The following is a 26,469-nucleotide window of genomic DNA, read 5'->3' as shown; positions in this document are numbered from 1 at the left end:
CGGCCCGGTCTCCTGTCCCCTCCGGTTCCGGTCCGCACGCGCCGCAAGTCCTCCCAACCACGCGCGGCGCCCCCTGCGCCGGCGGCATGGCACTCCTTACATGTCGCCGGCGCTTTTTCCTTCAACGATGGAGAATTAGTATGGAATTCAGAGAAACCATGTGGGCGCAACAGGCTCCCGATATCTACACCGGACCCAACTGCGACCAGCATCGGCCGCGCTGGGTTGTCTCTGCCGAAGGCGACATGGACGGCAAAAGCCCCATCGGGGAAACCCTTGATCTTTCCGCCAAGACCTTCCCTCCCGGCACCAAGGTCACGGTCCAGGAGCCGGAATGCCCGCGCTGCCATGAAGTACCCTCCCTTATGGATATGCCGGGTCAGTCTGGCCAATGGGAGTGCGGCTGTGATTTCGATTGGAAGGGCTGGGCGGATGAGCAATTCTCTTGATTTTACAAAGAAGGAACTCGCCAGCCGAGATGAATGGGTGCGCGCCGCCGATCGCGCCCGGCAATATCTGCGAGAGGGCGACCGCATCACCTACACTGCGTGCCCGGGCACAAAGCGGTGGGGTGTCTTTGTGGGTTTTGATGGCAACTGGATCGTTACCAAAAGCCGTTCGGACGTTTCCGCTCGGGGCATCACCAGGGTCAACGGTCGGCGCGTGGACTTCACCGATAAGGGCGTCTGTGACGTCTGTGCCCATAACAGTATGGGCCGGTGGAATGGCTCGATCAATACGCACCGATGGTCAGGCAAGGCATGTCACGCCATTGGCTGCCCCTATGGCTACAGCCACGCCCTCGACGAAGGCGACGATATCCCATTTTGAGCCTCAAGGATCCCGTCATGCGTAAAACCGATCCCAAGATAAAATATGTTTCATGGCGCAATGGCCGTCCGCGCTTTACGCCGGGGCCGAAGCTGCGGCAGCAGGGCTATAAGGCCGAAGACCTGGTAAACGATGCCGGCGAATGGATGACGGCCGGCGAGGCGCTGGACTGGTCGCGCCGGTTTGCCGAAAGCCTCGCCGCCGCCCGCAAGGCCCGTCCGCGCCGCAAGCAGGCCGCCACGCCGCCGCCAAAGCCTGTCAGCTATTACACGGTTGCCGAACTGTTGAAGGACTACGCCACCTCGCAGGCCTTCCGCGATCTGCAGCCGCGCACACAGAAAGACTATCTCACGAAAATCCGCTCCATCGAGCGGCATCTGAAAGACGCCTGGGCGGCCGAAGCCGAAGCGCTGACACAGCCGATCTGTTTCGGCATGTATGACGAGCTGCGCGGCAAGACCGGCCTGCACACCGCCAACGCGGCGATGCGCCTTTTGGGTATTGCCTATAGCTGGGGCATGTCGCGCGGCAAGCTGCCGGCCGTCGCCATCAACCCGGCCCACAAGCTCAAGCTCAAGAAGGAAGAACCGCGCGTGCGCGCCGGTGAACGCGAGGAAATCGAACATATGATCGCAACGGCCGATGCGCTGAAACGCCCGGAGATCGGCGACATGATCGCGCTCGGCGTCTGGTCCGGTCAGCGCCAGGGCGATCGCCTGGCCTATCAGATCGCCGGCCGCCGCAATGGCCGCATCATGCTGCGCCAGTCCAAGACAAAGGTGCTGGTCGATATCCGCGAATTTTCCGAGCTGAATAGACGCCTCGATGCCGCCCAGGAGCGCCGCAAACTGGCGGAAGTGATCTCAAGCCATGTCATCCTCGACGAGCGCACATGGCGCCCGTTCGAGGAGGATCACTACCGCAAGGTCTATGCGGAAGTCCGCCGCCACGCCGCCCGCACCATGAAAAGCTGCGCCACCCTGCGCGATCAGGACCTGCGCGACACGGCCGTGACCTGGCTTTTCCGCGCCGGCTGCACCGTCGGCGAAATCTGCGCCATCACCGGCCACAGCCTGGCCACGGCAACGCAGATCCTCGAACACTACTTCGCCCGCCACCCCGAGCTGGCGGACAGCGCAATCGACAAGGTTGAACTCTGGTGGAACAAGGGAGAGTGAAGATGGAGATATCGCCATTAGCTATCGTAATTGTGATGAATATTTACAAATATCCCAATCCAATAGAAAGGGTGGGGGAAGATGTTTGGAAATCACAGGCGGGAATGGATTGTATTCAGGGCTTTTTGAGTTCTGGGATCATCAAAAGTGGTGAGGATGGAAGGCTTCGGGTCACTGAAAAAGGCCGAGTTTGGATCACGCGCATACTGGCAACGCCGTTTCCTACGTATTCTTGGAGTTTTCCCGATGACTGACCGCCCTTCCGACATCCACCCCGGCGACCTCCTCAAGCTGCTGCATGGCCGCTTTTCCTCTTTGATAGTCTGCTTTAACGAGCAGCATGCCAGCAGTTACACAGATGCACAGGGCTGGCACGATAACTATGGGTTCTATAGCGGGAATGAAGATGACCAGATATCCTGGGTGTCAGAGGAGGAGCGCATGCGCGCCATCGCGCATAACTCGGTGTGGACCATCCAATGGTATCCAGATACGCCAGTAGGATCAATCACAGTAGGTGCATCGACTTTCGAAGTCGCTGCGGCCCACGTCTTGCGGTTCTCGCACGATGACTAAGCCGCCCTGCGATCTTCGTCATGGCTTCCTGTTCGCATACTGCCAGCGCTGCGGCTGGACGGAGTACGACGACGATGATTTTCCTTGCCTAAGGCGTGTGACGAAACCTGAAACAGAACCAGTAACAAAGCAGCAAAGTCACAAATCAAAAGGAACCTAAAGCATTGAAATAAATAAATATTCCAAATACTCTTAATCAGCGGGTCGTAGGTTCGAGACCTACATCACCCACCATTTTCTCTTTCATCGTCCTGTTTATTTGCGCCTTAATAGGCTGCATCGAACGTTGCCGCTTTCTGCAATATTGAGAGCGGTTTCCGGTGCGTGTCCTGTTCTTGTGCATGGCTGGTTTGACATCGGCCCGATAGCTTTTTCCCACATCGCTTTCCCCGGTGCAGGATGACTGATGTATCGTTGTATGACAGTCGCCATTATAGATCATGTGGTCTTTACATAAGGTTCATATGGACTATATTGGTCTGCAAGGAGCAACGATATGCACGTTCTGGAAAAACAACATGAGCCTGCCGACGTTGCGGCAGTTGCCCTCAAGGCCTATGCCCGCGTGGTCGATGGCTGGGGGCTCACGCAGCGCGAGGCTGCCTTCCTTGCCGATATGTCCGAGAGTACCTGGAAGCGCGCGAAGAAACCCGGCTTTTCCGGTGAGCTGACCAAGGACCAGATGCTGCGTCTGTCCGCGGTCATTGGCATATACAAATCACTGGAGCTTTATTTCTCCGGCAAGATTGCCGGCAGCTGGATGACGCGTCCGAATTCCGGACCTCTTTTCAGCGGGCGGCGTCCGGTCGATACGGCGATTGAAGGTGGCCTGCCGCAGATCCTGCATATCAGGACCTATCTGGATGCCCTGCGGGGTGGGGCGTGAGGCAGACGAATCTCTCCGACCGTGCATTGGTCCGGCTTATCCCGGCGACCTATCACAAGCCGCCGGTATTAAGGGGACTGGTCGATAACGAGGCCGAGGCGGAAATCCTCGCCGAGATTGAAGGGCTGACAAATGCGCGCCTTTCGGCAGAGGCGGGAAACAACCCGCATTTCGATCCGCGTGAACTGGCATGGTATCGCCGCAAGGCGGACCTTCGCGTCTATGGCAACACCCATGTAAATGCGGCCTTCACCTACACGCGCAAAGGCGGAAACCGTTTCAATACGGAAGACCGGGGGGCGTGGTACTGCGCCTGGGATGTTCAGGTCTCGATTGCCGAAGTTGCCTTTCATCGCACGCGCGAACTCGAATTCACCGGCCTCTTTGAAGACGAGGCGCGCTATGTGGAGATCAGGGCGGACTTCATCGGGTGTTTCGATGACATCACCGACGAGGTCGGTCATGCAGCGCTGCACCCGGATGTGCAAATTGGCTACAGGGCCGGTCAAGTTCTCGCCGAAGAGCTGCGGCGCGGCGGGTCGCGCGGACTGATCTATCCTTCGGTACGGGCGCCGGAAGGCAATTGCCTCGTCTGCTTTGACCCCGGCGCCGTTCAGAACGTGACGCCCGGCGCCAGCTGGAATCTCTTCTGGGACGGCTCGCCCGTCTACACCATCGAGAACATCGCCTGAAACCGCGCATTCACGGATCGTGGTCGCTGGAAGCCACAGGGCAGACACCGTCTGCCCGTGTGAAACCCGATCGGTATTTTCATTGACATCGCTTAAACATGACTTTTAAAGGAAGGTTAAACTTGCCGCGTGGCCGGTCTTGAGCGCGCGTCGTGTGCCGGACCTCCACAATGTTCGCAGTGAACGGACGGGTATCAAAGCATAATGCCAATGAGTTGGGATATTCAGGGCCTGTTCCGGCTTCATGCGAAGGGGATTGCACGTTCGTTGACGCGCCGCGGCATGTCTGATGAAAGTGCCGCCGATATTACCCAGGACACGTTTGAGCGCGTTCTGGCCAGACCGCCGGAGCACGGCGTTTCCAACCATAATCCCAAGGCCTATCTCTACCGCGTTTCACGCAATCTGGGCATCAACCAGCAGCGCCGCGATGCGCTGCTCCGCACCGTCGATCTGGACAGCGACGAGGCGCGGGAGCAGGCCGATCCGTCGCCGTCTCCCGAGCATATCGTCTATTCGCGGCAATGCCTTTTGCAAACCTATCGGGCGCTGGAGCAATTGCCGGAAAGAACCCGCAGGGCCTTTGAAATGCACCGCCTCGGCGAACGCACGATTGCCGAAGTGGGGGAGGAACTGGGCATTTCCACGACCCGGGCGTGGACGCTGATCCATCAGGCATACCGTCATCTTCTCAGCGCGACGGAAGAAGAATGAACCTTTTGCCGATTCTGAACGGAAAATCCGGCGCTCCCGATTGTACTACAGGCAGGAAATATGCGCAGGCCGTTGCCGCGCCGAGGGATATGAGATGAACGACGCCGCGCCTGAAGAAGAGCGCCTGCTGGACGAAGCCATCGACCTGATGATCAGCCATCAGGGCGATCCGGACAATGCCGGGATCATTGACAGGATCATGGCATGGCGGGCGGTCAGCGATGACCACGAGCGGGTCTGGAATCGCGTCGCGAAAATTCACGGGGCCTCCGGGCGCATTCTCTCGGAAAAGAAGCGGATTGAACGGCGTGACGCCCTGAAGACGTCCCGGCGGAATTTCATGATCGGCGCGGCGGCGACCGTCGGGGCAGGGGCGACGGCCTATCTGTTCGGGCCGGGCCTTCTTCTTGAGGCCCGTGCCGACTATCTGACGGGAAAGGGCGAGTTTCGGCGTATCGAACTGGCAGACGGCAGCGTCGCGGTCCTCGGTCCGCAAAGCGCATTGGCCGTGGATTTCGGCGAACAGCAGCGGGCAATCAGGCTGCTGGCGGGCATGACCTTCCTGTGGGTCGCGCCGCTGCCGGGCGCACCGCTGTCCGTCATGGCCGGGCCTCTGCGCGCCGCATCCTCCAGTGGCGCTTTCGATATCAGCAGCGATGGCGACTATGTGACCGTGGGGGTCGATGACGGCCGGGTAAACCTCTCTTCGCAGCGCCGGCAGTTTTCCGGCGATGAGGAACTCTGGCAGGGGGACTGGCTCAGCTTTGACGCGTCATCCGGTGCCATCGGGCGGGGCAGACGGGAGCGCGACATGATCGGCTCGTGGCGTGACAATCTTATCATTGCCGAAAACGAACCGGTCTCGGCGCTGGCGCTGCGCATCGGGCGCTGGATTCCCGGGCGGATCGTGATTGCCGATCCCTTTATCGGCAGCCGCTATGTCAGCGGGGTTTTCGATCTCGACAGGCCTTTCAGCGCGCTGGAAGCCGCCGTCCATCCGGCAAACGCAAAGGTTCGGCGTATCTCCTCGCTGCTGACCATCGTTTCGCCTGTCTGAAAAAAAGTTGAGTAAAGGGTGAATATTTTGTCAGCCCGTTTGTACTAGCTTTGAGGACAATGGGCCGGATCGCTGCCCGTTGCCGCAAAATTCAATGCAACGGAGTGGTTGACGCATGGGGCGCATCAACGAAAAAAACATGATATTCAACAGGTTGAAGAACGGAACTGCAGTCGTGGCTCTGGTTCTGGCCACAGGTGGTCTGCTGCATGTGAGCGCGTCCACGCCGGCCGTGGCGCAGGTGCAGGCACAAACCGGTTTTACCATTCCGGACGGATCGCTGAGTGGGGCGTTGACGACGTTTGGCCGCCAGGCCGATCTGCAGGTGACCTATCTCGCATCGGTCGTGGCCGGAAAAGCCTCTCCCGGCTTCAGCGGAACCGCCAGCCCGCAGCAGGCGCTCTCTGCAATCCTTCAAGGCTCCGGTCTGGTCTATACCTTCACCAATGACCGGACGGTGGCCATTTCTGCGCCCGAACCGGTTTCCTTCGGCGCCGGTGGCGGCGACGCGGATGATACGACATTTCTGGAGCCGGTGACGGTGACAACCAGTGCCGGTGGCAATGTCGGCATCGTCGCGACAGCGAGCGGAACCGGGGCGAAATCCGGCCTGCCGATCAAGGATACCCCGCAGGCCGTCAATGTCGTGACCCGCGACCAGATGGATATTCAGGGTTCGGAAACGGTGGTGCAGGCGCTGCGCTATACGCCCGGCGTGGTGGCGCAATATGGCGATGCCGATGCGCGCGTGGACTGGTTCTCGGTACGCGGTTTCCGGCCGGGGCGTTATCTCGACGGCCTTCGCCTTCCGTTCGGCGCGCGCGGCTACGCCCAGCCGAAGATCGAGCCTTACGGGCTGGAAAGCGCCGAAGTGCTGAAGGGCCCGACATCGGTGCTTTACGGCCAGAACCTGCCGGGCGGGTTGATCAACATGGTCAGTAAGCGCCCGCGCGATGAGGAAATCCGCGAGATTGAACTGCAGGCGGGCAGCTATGACCGCTTCCAGACCGCGTTCGACTTCGGCGGCCGTCTCAACGACGAAGGCACGATCCTGTACCGCCTGACCGGGCTTGGGCGGATTTCCGACACGCAATATAACTATGTCGACGAGAAGAAGGGCTTCTTCGCGCCGTCGCTGACCTTCGCACCCGATGACGCCACATCGCTGACGCTTTATGGCCAGTACCAGAAGGTCAAATCCAATGGCGGCGGCGGCTTTCCGACCCTGACGGCAAACGGCACGCTCTACACCGATGTCTACCCGGAACTGCCGCGCGACACCTTTGTTGGCGAGCCGGATTACGACAAGTTCGAACTGGTGCAGACCTGGGCCGGCTATGAGCTGGACCATGAATTCAACGACACCTGGGCGGTCAAGCAGAACCTGCGCTATGCCTATGTGAATGCCGACACCCAGCGTGTGGCGCCGGCGTGCCTTGCGGGCATGGTCTGCGATCCGGCGGCGCTTATGCGCTATGCCTGGGCGTTTCCCGAGCGCTCGCACCTGTTTACCGTGGATAACCAGGCGATCGGCACATTCTCCCTTGGCGAAACCGAACACTCGCTGCTGCTCGGCCTCGACTATTCCTACGAGACCAGCCATTTCGAGGAATCGCAGTTGACGATCATCACGACGCCGTTCGACGCCTATGACCCGGTCTATGGCGCAACGCCGATTTCCCGTCCGCCGGCGGCTATGCGGATCGATCAGGAGCGTTCGCAGCTCGGCCTTTATGCGCAGGACCAGATCGAGTGGGACAATTTCGTCTGGACGCTTGGCGGCCGGTATGACTGGGCCGACACCAAGACCCGGACCCGCAATGCCTCCGGCGATGCCACGGTCGACCAGAATGACGGCAAGTTCACCTGGCGGACTGGCCTTGTCTATAATTTCGACAATGGCATTTCGCCCTATGCGGGCTATTCCACCTCGTTCAATCCGCAAAGCGGAACCGACCGGAACGGCAATCCGTTCAACCCGACGACCGGCGAACAGTTCGAAGTCGGCCTGCGCTATGTGCCGTTCAACGAGGATATCTCGGTCAGCGTTTCGGCCTATCAGTTGACCCAGAATGACGTGCTGACGCCCGACCCGGCCAATATCAACTACAACACCCAGACCGGCGAAGTGCGGTTGCGCGGTATCGAGGTCGAAGGCAAGGCGGAACTGACCGACGGTCTCTCGCTGATTGCCTCCTACGCCTATACCGACAGCAAGATCACCGAGGATAATCCCGATGCCGCCGGTGCCAGCGATGTCGGCAACCGGCTGGCCTTTGTGCCGCGCCATCAGGCCTCGCTGTGGCTCGACTACACGGTTCAGTCGGATACGGCATGGGGCGGCTTAAGCTTCGGCGGCGGCGCGCGCTATATGGGCCAGACCTATGGCGACAATGCCAATGTCTACGACATTCCCGACTATACGCTGTTCGATGCCGCCATCCGCTACGACTTCGCGGCGATCGATCAGAAATATGACGGGCTGACGGGTTCGCTCAACGTCTCCAACCTGTTCGACAAGAAATATGTCTCGACCTGCATCGCGGCCACGGGCTGCAACTGGGGTGACGGGCGCACGATTTACGGCACGCTGAAATACAGCTGGTAATCGTTGATGCCATCATCCGCAAAACATGCCCTGACGCGGCGGCAATTCGTTGCCGCGTCCCTGCCGGCGCTGTTCATGGGAAACGCGGCCTTTGCATCTCGGCAGGGGCCGCGTCTTGCCGTGCTCGACTGGGCCTGGGCGGAAACCGTTCTGGCGCTCGGTGTTGCACCTTATGCCGTTGCCGAAGCGCCGCTTTATAACGAACGGGTGGTGTCGCCCGCACTGCCGGCCACAACCATCGATCTTGGCCTCAGGTCATGGCCGAATATGGAACTGCTGAAATCGCTGCATCCCGGCCTGATCATCACGCAGGCCGGTTACGGCGTTCCCGCAAGCCGGCTTGAGACCATCGCGCCGACCATGGCGCTGCCGCTTTTCACGACCGACAGAACGCCGCTCGCCCTTGCCGAAAGCGGCATGAGCGCGATTGCCGAACGGCTGGACCGCAAGGCAGAGGGCGATGCTTATATCGCGCGCTTTGACGCAACCCTTTCGGCGATGCGCGACGCGCTTGCAGGGGATGACGGAAGGCCGGTTCTGATCGTCAAATTCGCCGGTGAAAGACTGGTCGATATTTATGGGCGAGGCAGCCTGTTCGACGATGTGCTGCAACGGCTCGGCCTTGAAAACGCCTGGCAGGAGACCGGCAATCGCTGGGGCTTTTCCACCGCCGGGCTGGATGCCGTTGCCCGCCACCGCGACGCACGGCTGGTGATCATCGAGCCGGGGCCGCCGCCAGGCCTTGCGCAAAGCCGCCTGTGGAACACGCTTTCCCCCGTCAGCGCCGGGCGGGTTTTCACCATTCCACCGACCTGGGTGTTCGGCGGCCTGCCATCGGCCCTGAGGTTCGGCCGCATCCTGACGGAGGCACTGACGACCGCATGAGAAATTCTGCCACCGCGCCCGTCGCCGCGCTTTCGATCCTGACCGTTTTCGCACTGGCGCTGACAGTCTTCGGCTATGCCGGACATGTCGCGCCGGGCCGGCTGTTGTCGGCGCTGATGGCGCCCGATCCGGAGATCTTCGGTGAGGTCTATCTGCATTATGGCCTGTTTCCGCGCCTGTTCGTGGCGCTCATCTGTGGCGCTGCGCTGGGTCTTGCCGGGGTGATCTTCCAGCAAGTGCTGAAAAATCCGCTGGCCGAACCGGCAACGCTCGGGCTTCTGTCCGGCGCGCAACTGGCCATCATTGTCGTCTCGTTGGCATCAGCCGGTGCCGGCGGCCTGTGGGCGCGGGAGCTTGCCGCGCTTGTCGGCGCGTTTGCCGCTCTCGGACTGGTCGTTGCGCTGGCTTCTGGCCGAAATTTCTCGCCGGTCACCCTGCTTCTGGCGGGCATGGTCATCAGCTTTCTCGCGGGCGCGACCATTGTTGTGCTGTCGCTGTTTCATCATGACTATCTGCGCGCCGTCTTCATCTGGGCCAGCGGCTCGCTGTTGCAGGACGACTTTTCCGCCGTTCCCGCGCTGGCGCTCAGGCTCGTCATTCTTGTGCCGCTGGTTCTGCTTCTGGTGCGACCGCTGACGATTGCCGGGCTTGACGATGCCAGCGCGAAAAGCCTCGGCCTGCCGGTGAAGACCATTCGCCTCGCCGCACTGCTTCTGGCCTCTGCCATTTCCGCTGTCGTGGTGGCGCGCGTTGGGGTGATTGCCTTTGTCGGGCTGGCCGCGCCGCATTTCGCCAGTCGTTTCGGCGCGCGGCATTTTGCCCGGCGTCTGCTGCTTGCGCCGCTTTTCGGCGCGCTGCTTCTGGCCTTTGCCGATGGCGCGGTGCTGACGATGGCGCGCTTTATCGGCGAGGTGCCGACCGGCACGCTGACGGCGATTTCCGGCGCTGTTCTGCTGCTTATCCTGCTGAAGCGACTGCCGGCTGCCGCCCCGCAGGCCAGCGAACCGCATATCGTGCAAAGCCGCCGGTTTCCCGCTTCCCTGGTGCTGACCATCACCCTGCTTGCGCTTGCCGGCGTCATCGCATTCTCGCTGTCCGAGACGATCTTCATCGACGGGCTTCCCGTCGGCGAACTGGCCGCCGGCCGCTGGCCGCGCATTGCCGCATCCTTTGGCGCTGGGGCGATGCTGGCGCTGGCGGGCGTCCTCATGCAGGCTATGACCGGCAATCCGCTTGCCAGCCCGGAAAGCCTCGGCGTCAGCGCAGGCGCAGGGCTTGGCATCATCGGTGCCGTGCTTGTCGCCGGATCGTTCTCGCCGCCGGTAATGCTGGTCGGCGGCATTGCCGGGGCGGGGGTGACCTTCGTCTTCATCCTCGCCGTCGCGCGCGCCTGCGCCTGGTCGCCGGGGCCGGTGTTGCTGGCGGGCGTGGCCGTCGGCACATTTGCCGCGGCGCTGATCTCGCTGGTTCTTGCCAGCGGCGACCCGCGCGCGGCCTATATTCTCGCCTGGAGCGTCGGCCCGACCTTCCGCGCCACGGCGGTCACCGGGCTGGTTGCGCTGGCGCTCTCGCTGCTGTCGTTGCCATTTGTGCCGCTGTTTGCGCGCTGGCTGGAAATCCTGCCGCTCGGCAATGAAAGCGCCCGCGCGCTCGGCGTTTCCCCGGGCCGCGCCCGCGCACTGATGATGACATTTTCCGCCATTCTCACCGCCGCCGCGACGCTGGTCGTCGGGCCGCTCAGCTTTGTCGGGCTGATGGCCCCGCATATGGCGGCGATGCTTACGCCGGGGCGTCCGCTGGCGCGCGCCTTCTGTGCCGTCATGCTCGGCGCGCTGTTGATGGTGATCGCCGACTGGCTCGGCCGCAGCGTCGATTTTCCCTATGAAATCCCGGCGGGCGTTCTGGCGGCCTTTGTCGGCGGCCCCTATTTCCTCTGGCTGCTTTATCGGAGGCCGGCATGAGCGGTGATGCCGACCGACTGACGGCGATGCTTGACGGCCCGCTTGCGCTGGTGCGCGCCAAACTCTCCCTTCACCCCGACGCGCGCCCGGCTGAAACGGCCACGGAGCTTCTGGAGGAAAAACGTCTGTCCGCCGCTCTCGCCCGCCACGGCAATCATCACGGCTTGGCGCCGGATGCGTTCCTGCTGTCGCTCTGGTCGCAGAAATATCTGGCGGTGGTGATCATTCCCTATATCGCGCTGTCCCTGCTTGCCGGGAGACCCTTGCGGATCGGCATGGACGAGGCCGCCTTCGTGCTCGACGAAACCGGTGAGCCGGTGGCGCTTCGCCCCCCGGAGGGCAAGTTGACCTTCACTGAAGGGCAGGCGGGAGACATTGTGCCAACGCTTTATTCCGTTCATCTCGAACCCGCCATCGCACGGCTGAAACAGGCAAGCCGCCTTTCCGAAAAGGCGCTGTGGGGCAATGCCGCGCATTATCTGGAATGGGCCATCCGCCAGATGGAAAGGCATCCGGCCGTTGACCGGCAGGCGGCGGCTGACGCGCTGGCATTTTTATCGCGCCAACGGCTTGAACACGACAAGCCCAATCCTTTGAAGGATGCGATCCACTATATCGAAGAGGCGGGACGGACAGTCCGCCGCCGCAAGGTCTGCTGCCTGCGCTATCGCGTTCCCGGCGTTGAGGGCTGCGGCACGCTTTGCCCGGACAGGAAGATAAGAGAAGCTTCATGCATGACGACCAATTGACGTTTTCGCTCCGCGACGTGTCTTTCGGCATTGGCGACCACGCGATCCTGCAACCGCTGACCCTCGATCTCTCGCTGAAGGGCCAGGTGGCGGGTCTTATCGGTCATAACGGCTCGGGCAAATCGACATTGCTGAAACTGCTGGCGCGGCAATTGTCGCCGCTGGGCGGCACGGTCAGCCTCAATGGCGAGCCGATCGACAAGCTGAAGGACCGGGCACTGGCCCGAAGGCTTGCCTATCTGCCGCAAAACCCGCCGCCTGCCGCCGGCATGACGGTGCGCAATCTGGTGGCGCTCGGGCGCTATCCATGGCACGGCGCGCTCGGTCGGTTTTCCAAAGCCGACCGTGACGCGGTGGACGAGGCCATGGCGCTGACGCGGGTGACGGCCATGGCCGACCGGCTTGTCGACACGCTGTCTGGCGGGGAGCGGCAGAGGGCCTGGCTTGCTATGCTGGTTGCCCAGAAGCCGCAATGCCTGCTTCTGGACGAGCCGATTTCCGCCCTTGATATCGCCTATCAGATCGAAATTCTGAACCTCGTCGGCGACCTTGCCCGCAACCACGATCTCGGCGTCATCGTCGTTCTCCACGACATCAACATGGCGGCCCGCTTCTGCGACGATATCATCGCGCTGCACAGCGGCAGGCTTCTTGTGAGGGGTACGCCGGACGAGATATTGCAGCCTGAAATTCTCAAACGCATCTATAGCGTCGACATGCAGATCACCACGCCAACCGGGGCGTCATGGCCCGTTGCCACGCCTGTGTGAAACGCAATCAAAACCCGGAAGTTGAGGGGCAGGGATCGCTTACGAAGTTTACTCTTAACGGCGGCGCTTATCTCGGTTACATCTGCCGTCTTGTGTCACAAAAGAGGAAGATGTTGATTTGACTTCATTCTTTGAGATTCTTGTCGTTTTCCTTTTTCTGTGGCTTGCATTGTCAAATGCGGGGATGAAGGGGCGTCTCAAAAGTCTGGAAGATGATCAGCGGAAAACCCGTGCGCGGCTGGAGCAACTGGAGCGCCTGAAAAGCGATGCCGGTACCGCCGCAGCGGACCAGACGGAGGCGGCGGCCGAACAGCCGGCCACGGAGGCGAAGAACACCGAAGCCGAAGATCTCGCGCCGGCGCAAGACACAAAGCCGGAAACCGCAAGACCGCCCGAAACCGGAAAAACACCACCCGCAACGAGCGGTCCCCCGCGCGCCTTTGTCTTCACCGGAGCGCTTCTGCAGCAGTTCGGCGAGTGGCTGCGGCAGAACTGGACGATCGCACTTGCAGCACTTTCGCTGGCGCTGGGCGGCATCTTCATGGTCCAGTATGGCGTTGAAAACGGGCTTCTGACGCCGTTCTGGCGCGTTGCAGGCGCGCTTCTTTTGGGCGCGCTGCTGGTGGGGGCGGGCGAGGTGATCCGCCGCCGCTATGGCGACGAGGAAAACGAAGCGACCCGCTATCTGCCTTCCGCCTTTGCCGGGGCAGGGTTGATCACGCTTTTCTCCGCCGTGCTGGCCGCCCGTCTTCTTTACGGGCTTGTTTCGGCCGAAACCACACTGGCCGGGCTGGTGCTGGTCAGCGTTCTGGCCGTGGCACTTGGCTGGCTTTACGGCTCCGTCCTGAGCGCTGTCGGCATTATCGGCGCCACGGCCGCGCCGTTTCTCGTGGGCGGCGAATCGGGCAACAGCTGGCTGTTCTTCTACTATTTCGCGCTCATCGCCATTGCCGGCCTTGCCGTCGACAGCGTCAAGCGCTGGGCGTGGGTCTCCGCCGTGGTGCTGATCGCAACGGCGTCGGCGGCGACAATGCTTTACGTCGCGACGGGCGGCATGATCCACTACACGGCTTTTCTTGCGCTGTCCTGGCTGGCGGCCGTCATCATCCCGGTGCAGAGTTTTGTGCCGACACATGCGGGCCAGACCGTGCTGGCGACGCTGTCGGGTCTCAAGCCGCGCGCCGATTTTCCGACCCGCATCGTTGCGGCGATGACGCTTTTTGTCTGCGGGGCCGGGGTATTCCTTTCACTCGATACGCAGTCTGTTACCGAAGCCAATATCGTCTTTGCGCTGATCGTCCTTGTTCTTGGCGCGACGCTGATATGGATGCACCGGGCCGAGGCGCTGAGCGATATACCGCTTCTGCCGGCCGCTGCATTTCTGGCTGTGCCTGTCCTCCAGGCCGTCCAATACGGACCGCTTTTCAAAAACGTCACCGGCGCCACGCTGTCTCAGACTGATATGGCCTCTCAGTCGTCAACATCCTTTGTCACATACGTTCTGATCCTGTCGGTGGTTGCTTCCCTCATGGCGTTCTGGCGGATGGTGCGGTCTCGGGATGACGCCCGCGCGGCGATCGGCTTTGCGCTGGGCGCTGCGAGCTTTGCGCCGGCGACCACGCTCATTTTCCAGTTTCTGTGGTTCCCGGCAGCCGTTTTCGGAGACTATGTCTGGAGCCTGCATATTCTGGCCGTCTCGGCTGTCATGGCGTTCCTGACAGACCGGGTTCTGCGTGGCGAAGCGCGCCCCGAACGTCAGCTGCATGCCGCGCTTTTCGCCATTGCCGCACTTTCGATGCTGGCGCTCGCCCTGTTCGTGGTGCTTACCCAGACCGCGCTCACACTGGCGCTCGGTATTGTGGTCGTCCTCACCATCTGGCTCGACCGGCGTTTCGATCTTGCGCTCATCGGCATCTTCACCAAGCTGGCGCTGGCGGTGATTGCCTTCCGGCTGGTGATCAGTCCCGGTTTCTTCTGGGCGGTGCGCGGCTCCACCTCGTGGCTGGCATTCGTGGAGGCCTATCTCGGCACGCTGGTGCTGCTTTATGCCGGCTGGCGGCTGACCGTGCTGCGCGCACGTCAATCGGTGCAGGTTGCCATCGAAACCACCACATGGACGGTCGCGGCCGTCTTCGCCTGTGCATTGTTGCAGCGCCTTGTGCCGGATGAGCCGGGGCTGCTCGCCGCCGTTCTGGCCATTGCCATGCTCGCCCAGCTCAGCCGTCTGCAGACGAGCGGCAAGGGGTTGCGGTTCCTGAGGGGCGCTTTCGCAGTCGTCTTCGGATTTATTGCTGCGATCCTGATTGCCGTGCCGCTGACGATCTCCAATCCGCTGATGTTCCGGTATAACCTGGTGAAGGGGCCGCTGATCTTCGACACACTTGCGCTCAGCTATCTGCCGCTGGCGGCCGTTCTGGCGGTGGGCGCGTGGAAGATCGGCAGCCTCTCACGATGGCTGCGGATCGGCTTTATCGCCATTTCGAGCCTGCTTGGCGGCTTTTATGTCATCTGCGAGATCCGCCGGTTCTGGCGTGGCCCCGATCTTTCGGTTCCCGGCGTTACCCAGCCCGAGCTTTACAGCTACACGATTGCACTGGTGATCATCTGCGCCGCCCTGCTGGTGATCAGCTTTTCGCGGCGCTCCCATGTCCTGCGCAAGGTTGCCATGGCCGCAACCGGTCTGACGATCGCGAAGGTCTTTCTCGTGGATATTTCCGGCCTGGAAGGACTGTTGCGGGTCGTCTCCTTCATCGGCCTCGGGCTGGCGCTGGCCGGTCTCGGCTGGCTCGACCGTACCATGAAGCTTCGCTGGAGCAGGATGACGGACCGGTCTGAAACACCGGATGACACCGAGAGCTGACAGGTGGCTGTGCCGCTGAACCTGCCAACGCCGAAATCATGGCAGGTCTTTGCGGCATGGGCGACGTCCTCTGCCTGTTCTGCAATGCGGCGCCGGTGCAGAGAGAGCTTGCGATCCAGAGTTTGCCTGATGCCCGTCCCTTAAGCGGAAACTGAACTACAAGGGCCGCGGGCCTCCACAGTTCTCGGAGTCGTGGTTCTATCGTCTGAATTCGGTCTTTTGCTGAAGCGCGTAGAACTGGCGTTTCTGGCTGTACATTTCAGCATCGGCACGGCGCACGGCAGACTCGATGGTGTCGTCCTCCCCGCAAATCGCCATGCCGGCGGAAATGCTGATCGGGCAATCGGCATAAAACTGATTGTTGATCTCCAGGACCTTCTGAATTTCCTCCAGCGCCATTTCGGCTGCCTGCTGATTGGCGCCGGGCATCAGCACCGCAAATTCGTCACCGCCGATACGGGACACGCAGTTGGGCTTTGAAACCGATTCATTGAGCACCTCGCCGAGCCTGCGCAGTAGACTGTCGCCGGCATCATGGCCAAAGGCGTCATTGGTATTCTTCAGGCCGTTGAGATCGATGACCAGCACACCGACAGGGCGAAGCCTCTTGCGCTCCAGCCGGTTGATTTCCTCGGTATAAAAAGAACGGTTGTAGAGCTTGGTCAACACATCATGACGGCCGAGATATTCGAGATAGGCCTCCGCCTTCTTGCGCGCGGTGATGTCGGTCAGCGACACCAGAACAAGCGACCAGTCCTCCTCGTGACCAGGAAATACGGAGAATTGCAGCAGCACATAACGTTCGCTCCCATCGAGGGCGTAGTTCATCACCTCGTGGGTATGCAGAAGGCGACCTTCCCAGAGGTCGATCAACTGCTCGCGGAAATGATCCTCGACATCATCACGGAAGACGGCGTGCTGGTTTTGCAGCAACACCTGGCGGCTCGGCGCCCGGAACATGTCGAGGGTGGCCTGATTGACATCGATGACGCGGATTTCGCTGAGACACTGGCGCACGAATTCGGGATGGACATCCAGGAACACACGCAGATCCATAATGTGGCGTGAGCGCAGATCATCGAGCAGGGCGCGGATTTTCGAGAAATCCTCGACCCAGAGCGACACGGGCGAATGTTCAAACAGGCCCTTGGCATAAAGCGACTGGTGTCGTTCACGCCGGTGGGCATCCTCGCGCTCGGTCACATCCTCCGTGGCCAGCAGCACATAGTCGAGCGTTTCCTCGTGGCCGGGCATGACCTGGCCGCGCAGTTGCACGTCAAGCCGTTTTCCGGAAAGCGTGTAATTGACCGTATAGCTGGTGAAGTTCAGCTTGCCCTCGAAAAGCTGGGTCAGCTCGTCGATATGGGTTTCCAGCATGTCATCGCGAAACACGGCGGAAATATTGTCGACGAGGTGGGCCGTATCCCGGGCCTCGAACAGCTCCAGCGTCTTGCGGTTGACCTTCAGGACGCGAATGGCGCGCGAACATTCTGCAACACGCGACATGTCGGCCCGCAGGAAAGATGCAATATCGGTTACGCCTTCACCGCGCCAGGTGTCGAAGAGTGCCTTGACCGCACTGAAATCCTCGACCCACATGGCGATGGGGGCAAGCTCGAACATCTCATGATCAAAGGCACTTTGATCCGGGGGGCTGCTGTTCATTCGTTCACGTCGGCCTTTCTCAGGCTGTCGGGGGCAATGCTGCTCTAACCACGGACAAAACACTCCGGCCAGGTTCCAGCGGGGCGCGGCGATCCTATAGTGCTTCCGGCATTCTGCAAAGAAGGTATCGTTATCCGCCAACGCGTGCCGGCGGGCGGAAAACGGTTTGCCGGTGTCGGTGAGGCACTCAGGTGCGGAAACATTTTTTGCTGTTGATACAAAGCGGTATCGGAAGAGATGGATGCAGATTTGCAACTGAACGTCAGGCGGTGTTGAGCGCGGCCTGTTGACGTAACTGTGTCCGTCGCCTCTTCCTCCGCGCATAGGCCGGCGCAAGCTACAACCCTGTCATGGCTTACGAATCAGACGTCGGCGGCATTGGGTTGTCGGGCTCGTTTTTGGGCAGGCGGTATATATTGTGCCGGGAAGCGGGTAGGGCGCGTTGACCTTCAATGGCTCAGCGCTGGGCATTGACGGTAGGTCTGTCTGCCGCCGGGCACCCGACAAACCGGGGTATTTTAGTTGATCGTCCGGAGCGCTGAATTCCGATCACGATTTTACGCGGACTTGATTTTTATTGCCCGACAGCGAAAATTGCGTAAGAAGGTTTCAGAATGCGACGCGCCGGGCGGCGCGGATAAACCAATCGGAGCAATTATGATGTCGGCGAAGATTTATCGTCCCGCCAGAACGGCAATGCAGCAGGGCCAGGCCAAAACCCACCAGTGGGTGCTGGAATTCGACCAGCAGGCGCCGCGCAAGATTGACCCCGTTTTCGGTTACACCTCGTCTTCCGACATGCTGCAACAGGTCAAGCTGCGCTTTGAGAGCCAGCAGGAAGCCGAAGACTATGCCCGTCGCCACGGCATTGCCTATCGGGTGATCATGCCGAAGGAAACCAAGGAAAAGGTCGTTTCCTATTCCGACAATTTCAAGCCCGGCCGGGTTCAGCCCTGGACGCACTGAAGGTCCGTTTACGGACCGCGGACTGCCGATCCGTTCGTTCGAAATTTTTCCGCCTCTTCCGTTCCTTGCCTCAACACCGCAGCGGGCCGGTTGTGTTTTTCCATCGGATGAGGCATTCATGCCCCGCGCTGACCCAAGCGCGAAAACGGCCCCTTAGCTCAGCTGGATAGAGCACCGGCCTTCTAAGCCGACGGTCGCAGGTTCGAATCCTGCAGGGGTCGCCAATCTTTTCAATGGCTTAGGGGGGGGTGCTTCTCTACGAAAGGCGGTCAGTTTACAGGCTGGTTTACAGTTTCCGTTTCCTCTGTGTTCTTTTTAGCCGTTTTTCGGTGCAGCTGCAGTGAGATAATTCGCTAGTCGGTGCTTTGGATAGGCGCTAGCATATCGATGCTAAATCCAAGCCAAGGCTTATTGCACATCTTGAAGATTTAGCAGGGTTCGAAGATTTTCTGCTCCATCCAATTGAACTGTGAATTTGAGAATTCGCAGTTGGTTTTTATGACTGCAAAGCTTCACTAATGACCTATGGATACACGCAGCCCCGACCAGAGACGGCGCATTATGCAAGCCGTGAAGAGCAAAAATACCGGCCCGGAGATAAAAGTCCGGCGTGTTCTCCATGCCATGGGCTATCGTTTTCGCCTTCATCGCAAGGACCTACCTGGCAAGCCAGATATCGTGCTTCCAAAGCATCGAAAAGCTATCTTCGTGCATGGTTGTTTCTGGCATGCACATGGCTGCTCAAAAGGTCAGCTTCCGAAATCGCGGCTTGACTACTGGCTGCCAAAGCTTGAGCAGAATGCGACGCGCGATAGAGAGAAAGTCGAGGAGCTGGAAGCGCTCGGTTGGAAGGTGCTTGTTGTCTGGCAATGTGAGATTCAGGATGCCGATGATCTGCGGGAACGCCTCAGTACGTTTGTGGATGAAATCTAGGGGACGATCTACATTGGACGCTCGCCGCGGTAAAGTTACCGGAAGAATCAAAAAGAAAGAGCACAGGAAAGCAGTCGATGAGACCGATAGGTATTGATCTATTTGCAGGAGCCGGCGGTTTAAGCCTTGGCTTTGAACAGGCCGGCTTTGACGTCGCTGCTGCGGTCGAAATCGATCCGGTACATTGCGCGGTCCATAAATTCAATTTTCCGCAAACTGTCGTAATTCCATATTCCGTTGAGGGCCTTAGCGGCGAGGAAATCCGTGTAGCTGCAGGCATTGGAAACAAAGATGTCGATTGCGTTTTTGGAGGCGCTCCATGTCAGGGATTTTCCCTCATCGGTCGTCGTGTTCTTGAGGACCCCCGGAACAGACTTGTGCTGGATTTTGTGCGAATCGTCTCCGAGCTCAATGCACGGACATTCGTGTTCGAAAATGTGAAAGGTCTGACCGTAGGCAAGCACAAAGCCTTTCTAGAAGAGCTTGTCGCGGCTTTCGATGCCGTTGGGTACGATGTTCAGCTGCCATGGAAAGTTCTAAACGCCGGTCACTTCGGCACCCCTCAGTTTAGGGAACGGCTAATCCTTTTTGGAAGCCGAAGGGGAGAGGACCTGCCCGAGTATCCTGATCCGCTAACCAATATCGCTGACCGCAAACGTCCAATCAGCGGTTTGCCCGCCGGCCCAAGTTGCGGAGACGCATTGGGGGATCTCCCAAACGCAGACCGATTCCAAAGTTTGCTTAATCGCGATGCGGTAAAGACCACTGCCTTCGGAAAGCCTTCCGGCTATGCCGCCGAGCTACGTTGCATTACCAACGATGCGTGGCACTACGGGTACGTAAGAGATTGGGACGCATCGATCCTAACTTCCAGTGCGCGCACAGAGCATACGGATATTTCGCGGCGGCGATTTGCCGAAACCGATCCGGGGAACGTAGAGCCGATTAGCCGGTTCTATAAGCTGTCGGGCTCTGGCGTTTCCAATACGTTGCGAGCGGGCACGGACGGCGCGCGCGGAGCCTTTACGAGCCCCCGCCCGATTCACTACCGCTATGATCGCTGCATAACGGTTCGGGAAATGGCCCGATTGCACGGGTTCCCTGATTGGTTTCGCTTCAATGTAACCAAATGGCATGGGGCGCGACAGATTGGGAATGCCGTGCCGCCGCCGCTTGCACGAGCTGTTGCGAGGCAGGTGATCGAAGCCCTAGGCGTGACGCCGAGCAGACCAAGCGAAGTTATTTCGCTTGGTGACAAAGCCTTGTTGTCGCTGGACCTGTCAGGTGCGGCACTCCATTTCGGGATTAAAGCGCCGCCAAGTCGTAGAGATCAAAAGAGCGGAGCAAAAAAGCGTAAGCAAATCGACATCGAGCGTGCACGCTTAACAGGGCAGGTTGCTCATGGCTAAGAATGCCCAAAATCGCTACCAGGCCTTGATTGAAAAGATATTCTTCGATCATTACACCGAAGGTGCTACTTCTCTCGATTTTTCCCGCCAAGAAATTAAGGATGCGGCCAAAGTCCTCAATATCGTTCTTCCGGACAACCTGGGCGACGTGATCTATTCCTTTCGATTTCGAGCGGATCTGCCGGAGACCGTCGTTGCAACGCAAACTGACGATAAGGAATGGGTAATCGAGCTGGCGGGTCGGTCTCGGTATCGTTTTTCGCTCGTTAAAATCAACCGCATATTGCCCCGTAAAGATCTAGTGAGAATAGATATTCCCGATGCGACCCCCGAAATAATTCGGGCATATGCATTGGACGATGAGCAAGCTCTATTAGCAATCGTTCGATACAATCGCTTGATCGATACGTTTTTGGGGCTGACAACATATAGTCTGCAGAACCATCTGCGGACGACGGTAAAAGGCATCGGTCAAATTGAAATCGATGAATTGTATGTCGGTATCGATAAACGCGGTTGCCATTACGCTATACCGGTCCAAGCTAAAGGTGGCAAAGACCAGATCGGTATTGTTCAGACGACCCAGGACATGCGTTTTGTTGAGGACAAATTCCCGGGTATGCGATGCCGTGCTGTATCAGCGCAATTTATGGACGATGATGTCGTGGCGATGTTTGAGCTAACGCTGCAGTACGATGGCATCAAAGTGGTCGAAGAACGTCACTACAAACTCGTGCCGGCGAAAAAGCTGAACCAAGAAATTATTCGCGATTACCGAGATTGACGTCTAAGTTATTCAGCAGTTCCAGCGCCATTGACCTTTTCTGGTCGACCTCAGCTGGTATTGAGCTTAAGTCATATGCTCGCGCGATACGCGGAACGCGGTAGGCTCCATAAGCCATTCATCAATATCCCATCCGATAAGAGCCTCCAGCGTTCCACCAGAGGCTACTGGGTGCTTCTCATCCTTCTGCAAACGAATGCTAGTAACGATCATCATGGCCGTTCGGCCCTTCTCTTGGCGATGAAGTGCTACTTCGCCATGCGTCATAGCGATGGCGTTGGCGATATCGCTCGTCGTGCCTTTCACCTCGACATATAGCGTCTCGTTCCCTTTTCTTGCCAGAAAGTCGTAGGGTTTCGTAGCTGCCGTGTTGCTAGGATTGTAGCCTTGGGATCGAAGCCAATCCTCAACGATATCCATGGCTCGGAGCTCCACGGCCCTTCTTTCCTTGGCGTCTAGGCCAAAACCTTGATTTTTTCGGGCGTTGGCGGCCGGTCGGGTGATGTCGAGGATATCAAGCTCGATCTGGTCTGCGAGGGAAAGCGCTCTGCCCTGTCGTTGCGCCGTATAGATCACGCGCAGCATTTCGGCAGCTTCTATCAAGTGCCTCTCCACGATGTCATCCTGGATGTCGTCATACGGAATCTTTTTCACAAGCGCGCATGCGCGCTCAAAGGATTTGGGAAGTTTCGCCCTTGCACCAAAATCATTTGCATCGGTAAAGGGTTCTAAGCTATGGCGGTCCTCCATGACGATCCCGCGCGCCCATTCGCAACGTTTGTCCAGTTCCTCTAACGGCAAGACGATTGAATATCCGTTTTGGAATTTGGACGAACTGCATCCGACGGCAATGCTGACGCCCGAACCATCGGTCGAAAAGTGTAAAACAACATAGAAGCCGTCTGTAGGTCGCGGGGACATTTCTTCCGAGCAAAAGCGCGTCCATGCCAACTCTGTCTTGCGCCCGATGCCGTCTGAACCTTCAACAAAAAAATCATGCCCGAATGGCCCTAGCGCCCGTGCCAAAGGTTCTTGGAGAGTGCGCACTTCCGCAGGCAGCTTTTGGCGGATAAGCCGGCCGCGTTCTTGCATATCTGGAGTATTCTCAGAGGAATACGCGAGCTGCAGTTCGCAGATTCGGCGGAGTGTTTCGCGCATAGCCATCTCAGTCTTTGTTGCCACCATTTTGCATGGGGCTTTCAGTGTGACGACAAGTTCACATTAAACTGCTTGCGCTTCAAGTTTTTATAGGACCTGCTGCGCCATGGACGAATGGCCGCTCTGATAAAGCTGATGCGCAGCATCGGCGAGGTGTGTGGAAGGCGGCTTTGGGCCGAAAGCGTCTATGCGCCAACTAAATTGAATGCCAGTGACCTGACGGTTTACGGCCCATTTGCAGCCCTTCTGCATTGCGGCTCCATTTTGGTCGGTCAGTGGCTCTCGGCGCGATCCCTAAAGCTGCCAATCGTTGCGCAACCTGCGAAGGTCTAAAAAGGGCGCATCTCGGACGTTCGCCGCGTGAAGTACACATGACCGAGATGCGCAGGAGGGAGACGGCCAGCGTGCTGCCTCGAGTCGGCGGGGCAGCGCAGGAAGATGCCTGAGCTTCCGCCATACATTCGAGCGGGACACCAACCAAAACGACCTACCGTGTCGCCGCCTTGGCAGCGCATCCTCAACCGCTAAATTAGCCTTCCGAGAACCCTTGTTCCAACGGGTCGCATCCAAGCGCCTCATTTGACGCCGATAATCTTGACTAACAAGGTAGGACCCGAGACAACAGAATGTATAATTAATTTCAGATTGGCTTGCTTTAGATAGCGCACTGTCTGGTGATGAGGGGTACTGTATGTTCAAGGATATTTCAAAAGAACAAATTGATCTATTTATGTCCTCTTTAAGGCATGGGCAATACAGCCTTCTGTTGGGAGCGGGGTCAAGTGCTGATACAAGTAATTCCGTTTGGCGTCTGCCAATTGGGGATTATTATAAAGATTATCTTTGCGAGGTGACCCGTGCGTCACCTAAGCACTCATTGCAGAGAGTATTCGGCCTGCTAAAGCCGAACCAGGTTGAGGAACACGTAACCAATAGATTTAAAGGCTGCCTCCCCGGGGAAACATCCAGAAACCTGTCCAGGTTTGTTTGGAAGAGGATATTCACGTGGAATATTGATGATGTTCTGGAGAATACCTACGCGGCAGGAGGAGCAAAGCAAGCGGCCATCCCAATTCATTACAGCGATGACTTCTTCGATGCTCAGTTATCGTCGGATTTGCAGATAGTTCATCTACATGGGTACGTTGGTCAGCCCGAAAAAGGTTACGTGTTCTCGCGGGAGCAATATATAAAACAAGTCAAGGATGTTAATCCTTGGATGGCTGTCTTATCTACAATGATGAGGAGTGATCCATTGATCATTGCCGGAACAGCGCTTGATGAAGTGGATCTCGATTTTTACCTCTCATCGCGCAGTCATGCAACCTCACGAGTGGATCGCGGTCCCTCCATTCTGGTCACCAAAGATGATGACGAGGTTATTTCTGATCTATGCAAAAATCATGATCTTATTCACTTCGTGGGCTATGCCTCCGATTTCTTTAAGTATTGCATTGAGCAGTTACCCTATGCTCCCACCCCTGAAGAACTAATACCGCAAGCAGAGAGAAGTTTGCTTCCAAGTTCGGTTTCCAAAGCCGCAGCCGCTTCCTTTCATGCTGATTTTAGCCTTGTTCCTGCTTCCGCGGCACCGGCGCTAAACTCAAGATTTCAACTTGGACACCCGCCGGAATGGGGCGATCTGGCAGCAGAACTTGATGTTGCTCGAAAAGTCAGCTCAACTTTGGTTCAACAGGTCGAGGCTTCCGTTCGAGATGAAGGCGAGCCCCCCATCCTGTTCATCGTTTCCGACGACATTGGGACTGGAAAAACCACTATAGTTAAGAGATCAGCGTATAATCTGGCGCAGCGTGGCGTGAAGGTTTTGTATTGCTCTGCCCTTAGCAGGATAGCGACCTCCACGGCAAGTGTGGTCGATTTAATCGATGGGCCTGTGGTCTTAGTTGTTGACGATTTGGCAGATCAGGTCCGAGCGGTGTCGGAGCTTATTGATAGCGTTGAGAAAAGAGATTTCGCAATCCTCGCGGCTGAAAGATCAAACAGGCGCGGGTACCTTACTTCCACAATCTCCACTCGAAACTTTCGGTGGATAAAACCGGATTCAACTTCAAGGCGGGAAATTGAGCAGCTGATTGAGAAGTATCGGCTAAATGGGAATCTCGGCGATCATAGAGCCATTAGAGAGGCAGGTCGCTTTGTTACGGAAGTTTGCAAAGATCCAATTGCAGTTGCCTGCTGCCGGATAATGAAAGACTTCACCCCTCTTAGTAGAATTATTGATGATGTGTTAGACGGTTCTTCCGAGCAGGAAGTTGCGCGGTACGTATGCGCTGCCCTCGCGCATCATTGTTTTAATGGTGGAATCCGCTACGATCTTCTTCTTGGTGCGTCTTCATCAACTGGTATAAAATCGCAATTTACGTCCTACTCACTTCTACCCTTGGCGCTTGCGGGAGGCGGGCGATATGTGGTTCCGGAGAACTCAGTTATTGCCGATCAAGTGTTGTTGAGAGTGAAGAACGACAGTCCAAAAATTCTGCTGGCCGCGTTTACTGGGATAGCATCTTCGATCCAGCCTTTCGTGAACCGTAAAACTATCAAGCAGAGATCTCCCGAAGCTCGACTCGCAGGGAGGTTGTTTGATTATGACGATGTGGTTGGAAGGCTTCTCGATCAAGAGGCTGCAACTTTCTATCAGAATGCCTTATCTGAGTGGCAGTGGAACTCTCGTTACTGGGAGCAAGTTGCATTAATGCATTTGGCGAAGTACTTCAGCGATAGAACTAATGTCGATGCACTTGAGGATGCAACGCGAAGGGCGCGGCAAGCTGTGGCTATTGAGAACCATCCGTTCGGTTTGACGACGTTGGGCAAAATACTCATGACCCAAATGCTTCACTCTGATTACTCAATGTACTCATGCTTTCACGAGGGCGCGAGGAACCTGTTGTATGCTATTGAGAAGGAGAAGGGTTGGTCTCGGAAAGCCGTGCAGCCTTACATTGCGCTTTTTCGGGGTGTGATTACCTTCCTCGAACAAGGAGGAATTATTGATCAAGATGTGCGGGTAAATGTATCTGATGCGATTGCTGCAGCCATCGATGCATTTCCCAGGGATGCGGAGACACAGGAGTTGGCGGCACGCACTTCCACGTTCTTGTGACGGGGCAAAAGTGAGAGGTCATTGAGTTAACCAGTCGTGCCGGCGAAACAAATTATTTCGTGCAGAGCACGCGCTGGAATCCTTCTCACTATATTGCAACCGACATCTTTGGACAGACAGTGGATCTTGGTCGCGCTAGGGATGAATGTCGGCTATGGGCCGTAAGTGATCATGCGCCTGCCAAGAGAGAATGCCCGCCTTGTTTATCGCCGCGTGAAAAGCTAACTGTCAGCAGTCGGCCCCAAATAAATCGAAAGAGCTCGGTGTCTCTTGAATAGTCGGTGTTGGGCGCTGCGAATTATACAGCTAGGTTGCGATTGGAGTGAGTTTCGGCGAACTGATCTGTTTTATGAGACGCTGTTTCTTTCCATCCGCAAAATCACCGCGTCGCTAACCTGTTGGTCATCGGCAAGGTAGTGCTTTTCGAGAACCGAGCGGACTTCTGAGATTGTGTGGCCGGAGATGCTGGCGATTTGTTCTACGGTGGAGCCTTCGCGGCGGCGGGCGGTGATGAAGGTGCCGCGCAGGTCGTGGAAGGTGACGCCCTCGATGCCGAGGCGGGCCATTTCTGACCTGAGCCCCTGAACTTCCTCCAGATTCTGGTAGAGTCTGTCACGACACGGAGACGGACGGCATGAAGCGTTCACGGTTCACGGAAGAACA

23 protein-coding genes and 1 tRNA gene are annotated in these 26,469 nt (G+C 58.1%); 21 read left to right on the top strand and 3 right to left on the bottom strand.

The window, feature by feature from the left end; all coding sequences use genetic code 11:
- Positions 1-140: 140 nt before the first annotated feature.
- From ABID12_RS14765 to ABID12_RS14695, 15 genes are all read left to right on the top strand, one after another.
- Positions 141-449 carry a hypothetical protein gene (locus ABID12_RS14765; protein WP_354434883.1) on the top strand — a complete coding sequence of 103 codons (309 nt, stop codon included), beginning with the start codon at positions 141-143 and terminating at the stop codon, positions 447-449.
- Entirely contained in the window at positions 433-831 is a 399-nt protein-coding gene (locus ABID12_RS14760) for a hypothetical protein (protein WP_354434882.1), read from the top strand. The genes ABID12_RS14765 and ABID12_RS14760 overlap by 17 nt, the downstream gene beginning before the upstream one ends.
- A gap of 17 nt (positions 832-848) precedes the next feature.
- Positions 849-2,009 carry a site-specific integrase gene (locus tag ABID12_RS14755; RefSeq protein ID WP_354434881.1) on the top strand — a complete coding sequence of 387 codons (1,161 nt, stop codon included), beginning with the start codon at positions 849-851 and terminating at the stop codon, positions 2,007-2,009.
- 2 nt (positions 2,010-2,011) lie between these two features.
- On the top strand, positions 2,012-2,263 hold the full coding sequence (locus ABID12_RS14750) for a hypothetical protein (RefSeq protein ID WP_354434880.1): 252 nt from the start codon (positions 2,012-2,014) through the stop codon (positions 2,261-2,263).
- Positions 2,256-2,585 carry a hypothetical protein gene (locus ABID12_RS14745; protein ID WP_354434879.1) on the top strand — a complete coding sequence of 110 codons (330 nt, stop codon included), beginning with the start codon at positions 2,256-2,258 and terminating at the stop codon, positions 2,583-2,585. Before ABID12_RS14750 ends, ABID12_RS14745 begins: the two co-directional genes overlap by 8 nt.
- Before the next feature lie 496 nt (positions 2,586-3,081).
- The gene (locus ABID12_RS14740; RefSeq protein WP_106301025.1) at positions 3,082-3,471 is read left to right on the top strand and encodes an MbcA/ParS/Xre antitoxin family protein; all 390 of its coding nucleotides are present in this window, start codon (positions 3,082-3,084) and stop codon (positions 3,469-3,471) included.
- Entirely contained in the window at positions 3,468-4,163 is a 696-nt protein-coding gene (locus ABID12_RS14735; RefSeq protein ID WP_354434878.1) for an RES family NAD+ phosphorylase, read from the top strand. The genes ABID12_RS14740 and ABID12_RS14735 overlap by 4 nt, the downstream gene beginning before the upstream one ends.
- Before the next feature lie 210 nt (positions 4,164-4,373).
- Complete coding sequence (locus ABID12_RS14730) at positions 4,374-4,877, top strand: sigma-70 family RNA polymerase sigma factor (protein ID WP_354434877.1); 504 nt, start codon at positions 4,374-4,376, stop codon at positions 4,875-4,877.
- Positions 4,878-4,971: 94 nt separating this feature from the next.
- A complete protein-coding gene (locus tag ABID12_RS14725) occupies positions 4,972-5,934 on the top strand; it encodes a FecR family protein (RefSeq protein WP_354434876.1) in 963 nt (320 codons plus the stop codon).
- 175 nt (positions 5,935-6,109) lie between these two features.
- On the top strand, positions 6,110-8,542 hold the full coding sequence (locus ABID12_RS14720; RefSeq protein WP_354434875.1) for a TonB-dependent siderophore receptor: 2,433 nt from the start codon (positions 6,110-6,112) through the stop codon (positions 8,540-8,542).
- Between the two features lie 6 nt (positions 8,543-8,548).
- On the top strand, positions 8,549-9,427 hold the full coding sequence (locus tag ABID12_RS14715) for an ABC transporter substrate-binding protein (RefSeq protein WP_354434874.1): 879 nt from the start codon (positions 8,549-8,551) through the stop codon (positions 9,425-9,427).
- Positions 9,424-11,388, top strand: a complete 1,965-nt coding sequence (fhuB, locus tag ABID12_RS14710) for a Fe(3+)-hydroxamate ABC transporter permease FhuB (protein ID WP_354434873.1) — start codon at positions 9,424-9,426, stop codon at positions 11,386-11,388. Before ABID12_RS14715 ends, fhuB begins: the two co-directional genes overlap by 4 nt.
- Positions 11,385-12,137 (top strand): siderophore-iron reductase FhuF, encoded by a 753-nt coding sequence (gene fhuF, locus ABID12_RS14705; protein WP_354434872.1) that lies wholly within the window; start codon positions 11,385-11,387, stop codon positions 12,135-12,137. Before fhuB ends, fhuF begins: the two co-directional genes overlap by 4 nt.
- A complete protein-coding gene (locus ABID12_RS14700; protein ID WP_354434871.1) occupies positions 12,119-12,907 on the top strand; it encodes an ABC transporter ATP-binding protein in 789 nt (262 codons plus the stop codon). The genes fhuF and ABID12_RS14700 overlap by 19 nt, the downstream gene beginning before the upstream one ends.
- 118 nt (positions 12,908-13,025) lie before the next feature.
- Entirely contained in the window at positions 13,026-15,767 is a 2,742-nt protein-coding gene (locus ABID12_RS14695; RefSeq protein ID WP_354434870.1) for a DUF2339 domain-containing protein, read from the top strand.
- 198 nt (positions 15,768-15,965) lie between these two features.
- On the opposite strand, the gene ABID12_RS14690 is transcribed toward ABID12_RS14695, so the two are convergent.
- Complete coding sequence (locus ABID12_RS14690) at positions 15,966-17,432, bottom strand: sensor domain-containing diguanylate cyclase (RefSeq protein WP_354434869.1); 1,467 nt, start codon at positions 17,430-17,432, stop codon at positions 15,966-15,968.
- A gap of 660 nt (positions 17,433-18,092) precedes the next feature.
- Here ABID12_RS14690 and ABID12_RS14685 point away from each other — a divergent pair.
- The 5 genes from ABID12_RS14685 (at position 18,093) to ABID12_RS14665 (ending at position 21,524) form a co-directional block, all read left to right on the top strand.
- Positions 18,093-18,398, top strand: a complete 306-nt coding sequence (locus ABID12_RS14685; protein WP_106302064.1) for an ETC complex I subunit — start codon at positions 18,093-18,095, stop codon at positions 18,396-18,398.
- A 147-nt stretch (positions 18,399-18,545) separates the two neighbouring features.
- Positions 18,546-18,622: transfer RNA gene (locus ABID12_RS14680), tRNA-Arg, on the top strand.
- Positions 18,623-18,923: 301 nt separating this feature from the next.
- Positions 18,924-19,331: a very short patch repair endonuclease gene (locus ABID12_RS14675; RefSeq protein ID WP_354434868.1), complete on the top strand. Its 408-nt coding sequence runs from the start codon at positions 18,924-18,926 to the stop codon at positions 19,329-19,331.
- 77 nt (positions 19,332-19,408) lie between these two features.
- Positions 19,409-20,740 carry a DNA cytosine methyltransferase gene (locus ABID12_RS14670; RefSeq protein WP_354434867.1) on the top strand — a complete coding sequence of 444 codons (1,332 nt, stop codon included), beginning with the start codon at positions 19,409-19,411 and terminating at the stop codon, positions 20,738-20,740.
- Entirely contained in the window at positions 20,733-21,524 is a 792-nt protein-coding gene (locus tag ABID12_RS14665) for an endonuclease (RefSeq protein WP_354434866.1), read from the top strand. Before ABID12_RS14670 ends, ABID12_RS14665 begins: the two co-directional genes overlap by 8 nt.
- Positions 21,525-21,590: 66 nt before the next feature.
- Here ABID12_RS14665 and ABID12_RS14660 read toward each other — a convergent pair whose 3' ends face one another.
- Complete coding sequence (locus tag ABID12_RS14660; protein ID WP_354434865.1) at positions 21,591-22,682, bottom strand: MrcB family domain-containing protein; 1,092 nt, start codon at positions 22,680-22,682, stop codon at positions 21,591-21,593.
- Between the two features lie 691 nt (positions 22,683-23,373).
- On the opposite strand from ABID12_RS14660, the gene ABID12_RS14655 reads away from it, so the two are divergent.
- Complete coding sequence (locus ABID12_RS14655; RefSeq protein ID WP_354434864.1) at positions 23,374-25,806, top strand: P-loop NTPase; 2,433 nt, start codon at positions 23,374-23,376, stop codon at positions 25,804-25,806.
- 347 nt (positions 25,807-26,153) lie between these two features.
- On the opposite strand, the gene ABID12_RS14650 is transcribed toward ABID12_RS14655, so the two are convergent.
- Positions 26,154-26,372: a site-specific integrase gene (locus ABID12_RS14650; protein WP_354434863.1), complete on the bottom strand. Its 219-nt coding sequence runs from the start codon at positions 26,370-26,372 to the stop codon at positions 26,154-26,156.
- Between the last annotated feature and the right edge of the window lie 97 nt (positions 26,373-26,469).

The sequence above is a fragment of the Martelella mangrovi genome, from assembly GCF_040545495.1.
Taxonomy (GTDB): domain Bacteria; phylum Pseudomonadota; class Alphaproteobacteria; order Rhizobiales; family Rhizobiaceae; genus Martelella; species Martelella mangrovi.
This window is presented reverse-complemented; position numbering and strand designations above follow the sequence as displayed.

Excerpts from the sequence above, each read along its gene's own strand:
- fhuB (WP_354434873.1), top strand. The coding sequence starts at position 9,424 with ATGAGAAATTCTGCCACCGCGCCCGTCGCCGCGCTTTCGATCCTGACC.
- ABID12_RS14715 (WP_354434874.1), top strand. The coding sequence starts at position 8,549 with ATGCCATCATCCGCAAAACATGCCCTGACGCGGCGGCAATTCGTTGCC.
- ABID12_RS14760 (WP_354434882.1), top strand. The coding sequence starts at position 433 with ATGAGCAATTCTCTTGATTTTACAAAGAAGGAACTCGCCAGCCGAGAT.
- ABID12_RS14675 (WP_354434868.1), top strand. The coding sequence starts at position 18,924 with ATGGATACACGCAGCCCCGACCAGAGACGGCGCATTATGCAAGCCGTG.
- ABID12_RS14685 (WP_106302064.1), top strand. The coding sequence starts at position 18,093 with ATGTCGGCGAAGATTTATCGTCCCGCCAGAACGGCAATGCAGCAGGGC.
- ABID12_RS14730 (WP_354434877.1), top strand. The coding sequence starts at position 4,374 with ATGAGTTGGGATATTCAGGGCCTGTTCCGGCTTCATGCGAAGGGGATT.
- ABID12_RS14725 (WP_354434876.1), top strand. The coding sequence starts at position 4,972 with ATGAACGACGCCGCGCCTGAAGAAGAGCGCCTGCTGGACGAAGCCATC.
- ABID12_RS14650 (WP_354434863.1), bottom strand. The coding sequence starts at position 26,372 with ATGGCCCGCCTCGGCATCGAGGGCGTCACCTTCCACGACCTGCGCGGC.
- ABID12_RS14665 (WP_354434866.1), top strand. The coding sequence starts at position 20,733 with ATGGCTAAGAATGCCCAAAATCGCTACCAGGCCTTGATTGAAAAGATA.
- ABID12_RS14700 (WP_354434871.1), top strand. The coding sequence starts at position 12,119 with ATGCATGACGACCAATTGACGTTTTCGCTCCGCGACGTGTCTTTCGGC.
- ABID12_RS14750 (WP_354434880.1), top strand. The coding sequence starts at position 2,012 with ATGGAGATATCGCCATTAGCTATCGTAATTGTGATGAATATTTACAAA.
- ABID12_RS14690 (WP_354434869.1), bottom strand. The coding sequence starts at position 17,432 with ATGAACAGCAGCCCCCCGGATCAAAGTGCCTTTGATCATGAGATGTTC.
- ABID12_RS14755 (WP_354434881.1), top strand. The coding sequence starts at position 849 with ATGCGTAAAACCGATCCCAAGATAAAATATGTTTCATGGCGCAATGGC.
- ABID12_RS14745 (WP_354434879.1), top strand. The coding sequence starts at position 2,256 with ATGACTGACCGCCCTTCCGACATCCACCCCGGCGACCTCCTCAAGCTG.
- fhuF (WP_354434872.1), top strand. The coding sequence starts at position 11,385 with ATGAGCGGTGATGCCGACCGACTGACGGCGATGCTTGACGGCCCGCTT.
- ABID12_RS14740 (WP_106301025.1), top strand. The coding sequence starts at position 3,082 with ATGCACGTTCTGGAAAAACAACATGAGCCTGCCGACGTTGCGGCAGTT.
- ABID12_RS14670 (WP_354434867.1), top strand. The coding sequence starts at position 19,409 with ATGAGACCGATAGGTATTGATCTATTTGCAGGAGCCGGCGGTTTAAGC.
- ABID12_RS14765 (WP_354434883.1), top strand. The coding sequence starts at position 141 with ATGGAATTCAGAGAAACCATGTGGGCGCAACAGGCTCCCGATATCTAC.
- ABID12_RS14655 (WP_354434864.1), top strand. The coding sequence starts at position 23,374 with ATGTTCAAGGATATTTCAAAAGAACAAATTGATCTATTTATGTCCTCT.
- ABID12_RS14660 (WP_354434865.1), bottom strand. The coding sequence starts at position 22,682 with ATGCGCGAAACACTCCGCCGAATCTGCGAACTGCAGCTCGCGTATTCC.